Origin of the sequence: Peloplasma aerotolerans, from assembly GCF_030012175.1 — a bacterium.
In the GTDB taxonomy this organism is placed as follows: domain Bacteria; phylum Bacillota_I; class Bacilli_A; order Acholeplasmatales; family Acholeplasmataceae; genus Peloplasma; species Peloplasma aerotolerans.
The window spans coordinates 44401-55334 of sequence record NZ_JASCXW010000011.1 but is presented as its reverse complement, the minus strand read 5'-3'; the positions used below and the strand labels follow the sequence as shown (position 1 = coordinate 55334).

Here is a 10934-nt window from a genome sequence, read left to right as displayed (position 1 = left end):
GACTTATAATACGCAAAGAGACAATGCACAAGATGTGCAACTCAGCCCTCACTTGATGATATATAAAGATTTGTTAGATAATGTTGTTGAAGAGATTGAAGCTCAAAATATAGAATCTATAGAAGCGCAAATCTATGTTGATTTCCGAGATTTCATGGAGCTTGATGCTTATGTATCAATTACCAATGACCGCGGTATACTCGTTAAATTAACCCTATCAGTTTACGGATATGAATATTACTATGGTATTAAATTCGGATATGAAGACCAAGATTTTTTCTTGCGAGAACTATCAATGGGTACAGAACCAGGTCGTTATGAATACTTCGAGTTTCTAGAAAATCATCAAATGATTGACATTAGATATACAGAATATTCTTATTGGTATCGTTATCAAAATCAAAACGATAATACTTATTATGAGATTAGTAAAGAAGATTCACAATTTTATGATGATTACGTTTTATCGTGGTTCAATCCTGAAACCAATATCAGAACTCGAATCATTAGAACTGGTGAAGGCAACATGAATCATATTGAATTATTTAATTATAAGGGTATTTGTTTTTCATTTACTGAATATGTAGATGATGGAAATATTGATGTTGCATGGCAACTTCTTGAGGCTACAGGATGGGATAGCGTTTACTATGAAGAAAATACAACTAATCCTTTAAATGGTATCTATAAAGATGGCGAAAAAATTTTTAGTGATGCACGAATGAACATCGACTTGAATAGCATGTTCGCTAATGTTAGAGTACAATATACTTTTATGAAATCTGAATTAACAAACGATATACTTAATCTATCAGCGTATGGACTTGACTTTAATCATGAAGAAATTAATTTAGATTTTATTGAAACTACCATCTCAAACTCATTTGAAGAATCTGCATACTTAAGCGTTTATAGAGGTATAGATTTTGTTAATGATGATTTATCACAAACATTATATGCTGCTATTGATGAAGATATCAAACCATAAATAATTAATTAATCGAACACAAAAGACTTTCATTTTAGCCTATGAAAGTCTTTTATCATTAACAAATATATCTTAATCTCTATAGAAAAATATCGTCATTTATCGTATAATATAGTTAATGCATAAACCAATGGGTGGAAATATGGATCAAGAACTGGATAACCTTTCAAAAAAACACCGTATGTGGCTTTTCTCTATGCACTTTGGCAAAGCTTGTGGGTGTCATCAAAAACCAGAACGTTCACCATTCTTCAAAGGTCATCAATTTTTTCTTTGTTTTAGGTGTAGTGGCATATTTATATCGGAAATAATTATAGCACCACTCTTTTACTTGCTAAATCTTCATTTTGGTTTTTATACATTATTGTTTGCTATTCCATTAATTATAGATGGAAGTATACAGCACTTCTTTCACATAGAGTCTACCAACACCAGAAGATTTATAACTGGATGCCTTGGTGGATATGGTATCGGAATATTTGTTATTCACATTTTAATGACGATTATAAAATATATTATATAAATGAGAGGTAGAAATTATGGCAGTTTTAGACGTATGTAGATTTGAAGGCTTTACGGATCGCCGTTGGTTAGTTTATAAACATCCTAATAACGAGTTTAATACTAAATCAAAACTAACTGTTGGTCCTGGTCAAATAGGTATCATCGTTCACGGTGGTAAAGTGGAAAGCATATTTGAAAGCGGAACCTATACAATGGATAGTGAAAACTTTCCATTCTTAAAAGCACTACAAAAAGGTGTTTATGGTGGAAATGTTCCATTTACCCTAGAGGTTTACTTTGTAAACAAAACTATGAAACTAGATATGCTTTGGGGAACTAAAGATCCGATTCAATTATTAGATCCTAAATTCCAAGTTAAAATTAATGTCAGAGCTAGAGGGCAATATGCATTAAGAATTAGCAACTATCAATTTTTAATTACTCAACTGGTAGGTTCTCTTGGTGGTAAGAACATCGTTGACTTCGATGTGCTTAATGACTTCTTTAGGTCTATTATTAACACAAAAATTAAAACTTTATTAGCACAATATTTCATTAAAAATCAAGTTAGTATTTTGGACATAGCAATGTATCTAGATGAAATATCAAATAGTTCATTTGATTCGCTTAAAGATGCATTCGAAAGATTTGGATTAGAAATCGTTAATTTCTACTATGAAAGCATCAGTATTCCGGATGAAGATCTTGAAGTCATTAATGATATATTAAACCGTAATGCAGAGTTTAACATTATGGGTGAAAATCGTTATCGTACAGCACGTGGTTATGATGTCTTAGAATCAGCTGCTAAAAACGAAGGTGCTGCAGGAAACATGGCGGGTCTTGGTGTTGGTTTAGGTGTTGGTTTAGGTGTCGGTAAACACGCTGCTGGTATGGCAAATGAAGTGATCCCATCAGAAGAAAAAAAGAAAACAGCAAACTGTGTAAAATGCAATGCATTCATCGAATCAGATGACAAATTTTGTCCTGAATGTGGTGCTCCACAAATCATTAAATGTGAACAATGTCACTCTGAACTAGCACCAAATGCTAAGTTCTGTCCTGAATGTGGCACACCAGTAAAGAGAGGATAATATATGAAAAATAAACTGTATTTAAGTATTATAATAATCATTGTCATTGCATTTTCTTTGATTCTAGGATTTGTTCTTGATGGTATGGAAAATATGGCCATAGGTTCGGGAACTCCAGCGGCTATATATTGGGTTTCAAAGGGACTTGCTTTAGCTCTACTGCTTGGTGTTGCTTTATATGTAATGTTTAGAAAACAAGATGTAGGCAATATTTATATTCTCTTATACTCAACTTTAGCATTACAACTTCTTCCATTGATTGAAAGATTATTATTAAGAGGTGATTCTCCTCGTATCATCTGGTCTTTAGTTATCCTATTTATCGTATTTGTTGGGTATTTATCAATTGTATTTGGGCTTGATCTATTAAATGATAAGATTCAAAAGGTTGAAGAAAGTTTAAAGGGTAAGTCTATTCCTGTTGTTGATGAAGACCTTTATAATGACGAAAATGGTCAATTCGTTAGTGCAAAGAATAAGAAGGTAGACTGATATGTCTGAGCACCAATGTAAGTCTTGTGGAAATATATTACATACAAAACAACAAAAATGCCAATACTGTGGAACATCAAATCCAATTTATAAGGTTGAGGCACCTAAACAGGAACCTACTCGATTATTTCAACCTATAGCACCTCCAACAGGTTCTAATACAAACACTACAACAAGTGAATCTACTAATGAGGGTATTAATGTTTGTATTTTAATTCTTCTCATTATTGTATTTTGGCCTGCTGCAATCGTTTATGCGATTGTTAAAATGAAAAACTAGATATTCTAGAAAAAATTAATACTTCAAATAAAAAACCCCTTTAACATAAACACTTTGAAACATAAATTTCAGTGGTTATTGTAAGAGGGGTTTTTATTATATTGAACTTTTCGACAAATCTTCTTGATGTTTTTTAGTTATATACTTATGAATAAAATATAAATATGGAATTCCCAAATTTGTCTCAAGGAGTGAATTGATAATAATTGGGTTCCACCCATTTGGTCTAATCCCTGATAACAGCAATACTGCTTCCCAAGAAAATTGAACTAAGATTCCTATCATTAACATTTTAAGAACTGGTAATCTTTCACTATCATTACTTTTAATGTTTTTAACAATAACGATTGCGTATCCTATGAATAAAATCAATGCCATAACACCGTGATATGAACCAGTACCCCTAGATATTTGAATCAATGGAAAAGTCGATCCAAAACTTTGTGAGAGTAATGCAACAGCAACCCATCCAATAACAATGAGCAATGACCATTCTAAAATCCTTTTATCTCTATTTAAAAACAACCATATCCATACGAAATTAGTAAAACCATAACTCACGGATAACCATAATAAGAACCAAAATGTATTCGCTCCAACAACTTCTCTAGTTCCAAGCAACATATAAAATATGCCATAATCAACAAGAAAATATATAAAAGCCCCTGATAGTCCAAACAAAAACGTTAATCTCTTTTTGAATTTCAACAGTAAAAACCCAAGAAACAACAAAAAAATGATGTCAATGACAATATAAAGTCCATTGAGTTCTCTTGAAACTAAATAGTCCATATTATTTCCTCCAATAGTTAATATTAATTATACAAGAGAATACATCAATGTCAATAACCTGAAAAATGATCAAAAAGAAAAACGCACCAAACGGTGCGTTCTTGTGTTTGAGTATTTATTTAACTAAAACCTACCAATAATAACTTGTTCTTCAGTTATAATTCCAGCTATTACTAATGCTCTTTGGAAAGATGTAGATTCACGTGACATACGAACGGTTGCTCCTGCAATCGTGTCGTATGAATCTTGTGCAGTTCTTGTCCCACCTGCTTGGACATCAATTCCAAATTGATTGTTTTCGTTGACACCTAATGCATAACGCTCAAAACTCCAATCAATAATTGAAACCATTTGCGTAGCATTTTGACCAATCAAAGTCTCAGCAATCGCTTCATAATTGCCTTTCCAGCCACCGAGACCGTAAAAACCATATGATGCCGTTTTCTCTTGTGGTACACCTTCAACAAAAGTTATCTCTAAAGCTTCTAATAAATGTTGAACTGTTGAATTTTGGTTGATACCCTCAAAGACACCTGTTTCAATTAACACATGTGAAAAACTATGGATATTAAATACATTTTTTGAAGCATATGCATCCCATGATGTTGGTTTAACCAATCCAGATGATGAAGTTCTAGTTGTTGGAACATTCAACTCATTTCCAACATTAAGTGTATTTAACTTTTGTGAATAATCAAAATCAGCATCTAGTCTTGTTTCAAACATAAAACGTGTTACGGGATCTACAATTGTTATAGCAACAACACCTTCACTATTGACACCATACGCGTAAAAACTCATAAAGTCTATTGTCTGTATAGTAAACATTGAATCGCCATTCACAACACTTTCCCCAACTGTAGCAGTCGTTGGAATAACAGTATAGTCAATTGCTACTGTAGATGTTTGATCTAGCCTTGATACCCATGTGTCCCCTCTTTTAACTTTAAAATCTAATTCAAGGTCAGTAATGACACCGTCTTTATCTAAAGTCATTTTTGTTTCTATATATTGGGTAGCATCTTCAAATGTAACACCTGTAGCTTCACCAGCCCATGAATACCCGATATATTCTCCAGCGTAACCTGTATCTTCACTGCATGCAAACAATGTTGCTGCAATTAAAAGTAAAATTATAACTAATGATATTTTTTTCATCATATTTCCTCCGATTCTCTATTGATGACTGCTTGAGTATAACATACAAACATCTAATAATCTAATAGAATAATAACACATTATAAATAACATTATAAATAGTATATCTTATTTAGAAAACATATTTTAAACACGGTTAAACTCCTAAACAATGCGAATAATTAGCATATATTGAAATAAAAGAATAAACTGAAATTAGGAGTGATACTATGGAAAAAAGTAAAGTTGTTATTATTGGTACAGGTTTTGTTGGCATGAGTTATGCTTATGCATTATTAAATCAAGGTGCTGTAGAGGAAATAGTTCTTATTGATATCGATCAAAGAAAAGCTGAAGGTGAAGCAATGGATCTTAATCATGGTCTAGCGTTTGCTCCAAGAAAAATGAGTATTAAATCAGGATCTTATGAAGATACAAAAGATGCTGGATTAGTTGTCATCACAGCAGGTGTGAATCAAAAAGAAGGCGAATCTAGAATAGATTTATTAAATCGTAATGCAAAAATTATGCAAGATGTCGTTCGTCAAGTTATGGAATATAAATATGATGGAATTATTTTGGTTGCTACTAATCCAGTAGATATTTTGACATATGTTGCATGGAAAGCATCTGGTTTATCCTCATCAAGAGTTATTGGAAGTGGTACTTCTCTTGATTCAGCAAGACTAAGGTATGAAATATCACAATACATCCATATCGATGTACGTAATATACATGCATATATCCTAGGCGAACATGGTGATTCAGAATTTGTATGTTGGTCCAATGCATATGTTGGTGGAAAACCATTTAGAGATGTGATTGAATCTATGCCAGAACAAATCAAATTCTCTGACTTAAATGAAATATACAAGGATGTAAAAAATGCTGCTCATGATATTATCTCAAGAAAGAAAGCCACATATTACGGCATAGGAATGGCTTTGGTTAGAATTACATCAGCAATCTTTAATAATGAGAATAGAATTATTCCCATATCTGTTTACAATGATGGTGTCTATGATATTGAAAAAGATTTATACATAGGACTACCAGCTGTACTGAATCGAGAAGGTGTTCATCACATCGTGAAATTAAAACTTGACGAGACAGAAACAAAAAATTTAAAGGTGTCTGCTTCAATTCTCAGGTCAAGTATTGATTTAATAAAGTTTGATGCTTAAGAAGAATTACATTATAATCATAATCCAAGCAAAAAAGTTAATGATCCATTGATGATTGACTTTTTTCTTAATGTTAGAATAAGTTTTACTCCTAAAAACATAATGAACTTAAGACAATAAATAAATTTCGAATCATTGTGTTATAAGCTTATAATGGTTATAATAAAACTATATGATTTCTATTAAAGGAGAAAACCATGCCAATCATCAAAGATATCAAAACAATTCTAACAGCACCTGAAGGAATCAATTTAATAGTTGTTAAGGTCATAACAGACCAAGAAGGCTTATATGGGTTAGGGTGTGCAACATTCGCATATAGAGAATTAGCAGTCAAAAGTGTTATTGAGGATTACTTAAAACCACTACTTCTCAATAGGGACGTCAGCAAAATCGAAGACATATGGCATCTTATGTATAATAACGCGTATTGGCGCAATGATGCGATATCCAACAATGCTATTTCTGGTGTTGATATGGCTTTATGGGATATAAAAGGTAAAATAGCAGGACTTCCTGTTTACGAATTGTTAGGTGGAAAATCTAGAGAAGGTGTTCCTTATTATAAACATGTTAATGGTTCTACCTTAGATGAGATTACAGAGAAAGTCGAATCACTAAAAAAACAAAATGTAAAACATATTCGAATCCAATGGGGCTTATATGGTGGCATACCTTCAAACTTAAATACACCTCCTAACTCAGAACCTGGATTTTATCTAAACCCAACACAATATATTTTGGACACAATTAAAATGTTTGAGCATGTCAGAAAACACTGTGGGGATGAGATAGAACTTATTCATGATATCCATGAAAGACTTGCTCCATCTGATGCAATCTATTTAGCAAAACAACTTGAGAAATATCGCTTATTCTTTTTAGAAGATCCGCTTCCACCAGAACAAACCAAATGGCTAAAAAACCTAAGGTCACAATGTGCAACACCTATTGCAATCGGAGAACTTTTTAACAATCCAAAAGAATGGGAATACTTAATCAAGGAAAGATTAATTGATTTCATTCGTGTACACATCAGTCAAATCGGCGGATTTACTCCAGCTAAAAAATTAGCAATCCTAGCAGAACATTTTGGTGTTCGTACTGCTTGGCATGGGCCTGGTGATGTATCACCTGTTGGACATGCTGCTAATGTTCATTTAAGTATGCATGTTCATAATTTTGGAATTCAAGAATGGTGTGGGTTTTCAGATGTAATGTATCAAGTATTCCCAGGAATGCCTTATGAAAAAAACGGATATCTATACACAGACAATAAACCAGGGTTTGGCATAGATATTGATGAGGAACTAGCAAAGAAATACCCAATAAAGACTAGTATTACAAAATGGACTCAAACTAGATTACCAGATGGTACATTGGTTAATCCTTAAGAGGTGTATATAATGTCAAAAAAAGTATTCATTACAGGTGGTAGTAGGGGCATTGGTCGTGGAATAGCTTTACGTTTAGCTAAAGCAGGATACGATGTCGCTTTCACATATCATTTGGAACAAAACGAGGCTGAAACTCTAAAGACTGAAATACTTAATCTAGGTCAAAATTGCTTCTACTATCAAGCATCACTACAAGATGCAAGTATTCCAGAACAAATTACCAAAAAAGCAATCGAAGACTTAGGTGGAATCGATGTTTTGGTTTGTAATGCTGGTAAAACTAAATTTACAAGTATTCGCACGATTGATTTAGAAACGATTGATTTCGTTTATGGTTTAAACTATCGAAGTTATGTAATGAGTACAAAGATTGCTGCTAACTATATGATTGAAAACCAAATACCAGGTCGTATTATCCACATCTCATCAACCAGAGGTATCCGAGCTTATCGTGATGATGCAATCTATGGATCATTAAAAGCAGCCTTAAATCGGCTAATTCAATCACTAGCGATTGAATTAGCCGAGTATAACATTACAATAAATTCTATAGCCCCTGGCGCTACTTCTACTAGAGGTAATTATTCACTTGAAGAGTTACAAAGCGGACACATTAGTTCATTAATCCCCTTAAAACGAAAGGGAAAACCAGATGATGTTGCTGGATTAGTTGAGTTCTTAATTTCTGATGATGCAAGTTATATTACAGGAGAAACAATCAAGGTAGATGGAGGTCTTATTTTATATGGCCCAAACGAAAGACCTAACGGAGGACAATTTTAATGGATGTGAAAATACTAGCAAAAGGATTAAAATTCCCAGAAGGACCAGTGGTTACAGATAAAGGAAATATTTATTGTGTGGAATTGTTAGGTGGGGCAATAACTGAGTTCCATCGTGATACCAAGACAATATCAAGATATGATGTTGGAGGTGCACCAAATGGCATGATGGTTAAAGATGATCGAACATTAATATTTTGTGATTCAAAAAATAATGCTATTCGATCATTAGATGTTAAAACAGGTGAAACCAAAACATTAGCTGATCAAGTTAATGGCACGCCACTAAGAGCTCCAAATGATTTAATTCAAGATAGTGAGGGCAATATCCTATTTACATGTCCCGGTGGCTCTCAAAGGCAACCCATAGGTTATATGTGTGCTTTGAATAAAAACAATGAAGTATCTATTATCGCAGATAACATGTATTTCCCAAATGGTTTATTGTTGATTAATAATGAGAAAAATATTATTATCAACGAAACATGGCAACATCGTCTATTAATTGGAGATTGGAATAAAAAAACATTAAAAATTGAAAATATAAGAACTTTCTATACGATAGGTGGAAACGCTGAACCTGATGGATTAACATTATCAAAAGATAATTTAATCTATGCTGCAGTATATGGTACTGGAATGATATGGGTTTTTGATACAAAAGGAACCCTTATCAATCAAATACAACTACCCGGAAACTGTCCAACAAATTTATATTTTGATCACGTTGGAGATTTAGGATTGATTGTTACAGAAGCTGAAAAGGGATCACTATTATCTATAGAAATGTAAACTAAAAAAATATTCTCTCGTCCGAATTGTCGGGTGAAAGAATATTTTTTTTATTTTTGATATTTAATTCATCTATTCGACTTTATCGATTTTTTTTAATTCTGCCACACGGCATTCAATTTCATGTTCTTCACCATCAACATTAACTGGGAACAACACTAAACCTGTTCTAATCGTTGAAACTTGGTACATACTACTTCCAATTTCAATGATTTCATTTACTTTGTATTCATCTTTGACTCTATAAGTTAAAGTAAGTTCATCTTGATTTAGTACACCATAAAGTTGTGCCCCAAGATTTAATGCATTTGTATTCATTCGTTTAACTTCAACTGAATATCTTTTGAAGTCTTTACTTTCGCTAACCTTGGTGTCTATATCTTTAACGTATTCCTTTACTTTCTCAACTTGTTCTTTTGCAGTTTTCTTGATGTTTTTAATTAACTTTTTATCTTCTTTTTTCATTTTGTACCTCCAGATACACTTTCATTATATACTCATGCTGAAATTTGTGTATCAGTTTATGAAATTATGTGAAATATGTGATTGTTTATCACGTTAGTTTCGCGTTTCATAAATATTAATGACGTTCATGTGAAACTATAACTTTTTTATTGGTATAATAATAATGATAATGAAAGATATACTTGGAGGTTTGATTATGAAAGTTTTAAATCAAGTTTACACATTAAGCAATGGTGTACAATTACCTAAAATTGGATTAGGTACTTGGCAAACAAAAAAAGGTGAGGAGACTTATCAGTCTGTTATGATGGCATTGAAAAATGGTTATAGACACATTGACACTGCAGAAGGTTATCAAAATGAAGCGAGCGTTGGTCAAGCAGTAAGAGATTCTGGTATTCCACGTGAAGAGATTTTTGTAACCTCAAAATTAGAATCACATATTAAAACCTATGAAGGTGCTCTAGAAGCTTTTGAAAAAACGATGAAGGAACTAAAGTTTGATTATCTAGATCTTTTTTTAATTCATGCACCATGGCCATGGAGCGAAATGTATAAAGATTGCAACGAAGGAAATGTTCTAGCTTACAAGGCTATGGAAAATCTATATAAAGAGGGACGTATTCGTGCAATCGGTGTTTCAAACTTCTCTCCAAATGACATCGAAAATATTATTCAAAACTGTGATGTAGTTCCACATGTCAATCAAATTGGATACTTCATCGGCATTGATCAAAGTGAGACAATTGACTATTGTAGAAAACATAATATTTTTATTGAAGCATATTCTCCTCTTGGCATTGGATATTTGTTGAGTAATAAAGATATTCAAAAAGTTGCTGAAAAATATAATGTATCACCTGCACAAATTTGTATCCGCTGGTGCTTACAAAAAGAAACCGCACCACTACCAAAATCAATTCATGAAAATCGCATCATTCAAAACACTGAAGTTGATTTTGAGATTTCAGACGAAGATATGGAGTTCTTGGATACAATTAAAGGTGATCCAAGACGTTGGGATTAA

The 10934-nt window shown here is 32.7% G+C and carries 13 protein-coding genes; 10 read left to right on the top strand and 3 right to left on the bottom strand.

The features are described 5' to 3' along the window. The 5 genes from QJ521_RS04590 to QJ521_RS04570 form a co-directional block, all read left to right on the top strand. On the top strand, positions 1-988 hold a 988-nt coding region (locus tag QJ521_RS04590), incomplete at its 5' end, for a hypothetical protein (protein ID WP_282839259.1). 142 nt (positions 989-1130) lie between these two features. After that, the gene (locus QJ521_RS04585) at positions 1131-1511 is read left to right on the top strand and encodes a DUF2085 domain-containing protein (RefSeq protein WP_282839258.1); all 381 of its coding nucleotides are present in this window, start codon (positions 1131-1133) and stop codon (positions 1509-1511) included. Between the two features lie 16 nt (positions 1512-1527). Next, complete coding sequence (locus QJ521_RS04580) at positions 1528-2586, top strand: SPFH domain-containing protein (RefSeq protein ID WP_282839257.1); 1059 nt, start codon at positions 1528-1530, stop codon at positions 2584-2586. 3 nt (positions 2587-2589) lie between these two features. Continuing rightward, the gene (locus tag QJ521_RS04575; RefSeq protein ID WP_282839256.1) at positions 2590-3078 is read left to right on the top strand and encodes a hypothetical protein; all 489 of its coding nucleotides are present in this window, start codon (positions 2590-2592) and stop codon (positions 3076-3078) included. Between the two features lies 1 nt (position 3079). Continuing rightward, entirely contained in the window at positions 3080-3358 is a 279-nt protein-coding gene (locus QJ521_RS04570) for a hypothetical protein (RefSeq protein WP_282839255.1), read from the top strand. Positions 3359-3454: 96 nt separating this feature from the next. On the opposite strand, the gene QJ521_RS04565 is transcribed toward QJ521_RS04570, so the two are convergent. Continuing rightward, positions 3455-4150: a hypothetical protein gene (locus QJ521_RS04565; protein ID WP_282839254.1), complete on the bottom strand. Its 696-nt coding sequence runs from the start codon at positions 4148-4150 to the stop codon at positions 3455-3457. Positions 4151-4273: 123 nt separating this feature from the next. Beyond that, positions 4274-5308, bottom strand: a complete 1035-nt coding sequence (locus QJ521_RS04560; protein WP_282839253.1) for a hypothetical protein — start codon at positions 5306-5308, stop codon at positions 4274-4276. 209 nt (positions 5309-5517) lie between these two features. On the opposite strand from QJ521_RS04560, the gene QJ521_RS04555 reads away from it, so the two are divergent. From QJ521_RS04555 to QJ521_RS04540, 4 genes are all read left to right on the top strand, one after another. Then, positions 5518-6471 carry an L-lactate dehydrogenase gene (locus QJ521_RS04555; RefSeq protein ID WP_282839252.1) on the top strand — a complete coding sequence of 318 codons (954 nt, stop codon included), beginning with the start codon at positions 5518-5520 and terminating at the stop codon, positions 6469-6471. A gap of 197 nt (positions 6472-6668) precedes the next feature. Next, positions 6669-7865: an enolase C-terminal domain-like protein gene (locus QJ521_RS04550; protein ID WP_282839251.1), complete on the top strand. Its 1197-nt coding sequence runs from the start codon at positions 6669-6671 to the stop codon at positions 7863-7865. A 12-nt stretch (positions 7866-7877) separates the two neighbouring features. Next, a complete protein-coding gene (locus QJ521_RS04545; RefSeq protein ID WP_282839250.1) occupies positions 7878-8651 on the top strand; it encodes an SDR family NAD(P)-dependent oxidoreductase in 774 nt (257 codons plus the stop codon). Further along, complete coding sequence (locus QJ521_RS04540; protein ID WP_282839249.1) at positions 8651-9442, top strand: SMP-30/gluconolactonase/LRE family protein; 792 nt, start codon at positions 8651-8653, stop codon at positions 9440-9442. Before QJ521_RS04545 ends, QJ521_RS04540 begins: the two co-directional genes overlap by 1 nt. 72 nt (positions 9443-9514) lie before the next feature. On the opposite strand, the gene QJ521_RS04535 is transcribed toward QJ521_RS04540, so the two are convergent. Further along, complete coding sequence (locus QJ521_RS04535; RefSeq protein ID WP_282839248.1) at positions 9515-9907, bottom strand: hypothetical protein; 393 nt, start codon at positions 9905-9907, stop codon at positions 9515-9517. Between the two features lie 196 nt (positions 9908-10103). Between QJ521_RS04535 and QJ521_RS04530 the strand changes: the two genes are divergently transcribed. Further along, positions 10104-10934, top strand: coding sequence for an aldo/keto reductase (locus tag QJ521_RS04530; RefSeq protein ID WP_282839247.1), 831 nt, complete (start codon positions 10104-10106; stop codon positions 10932-10934).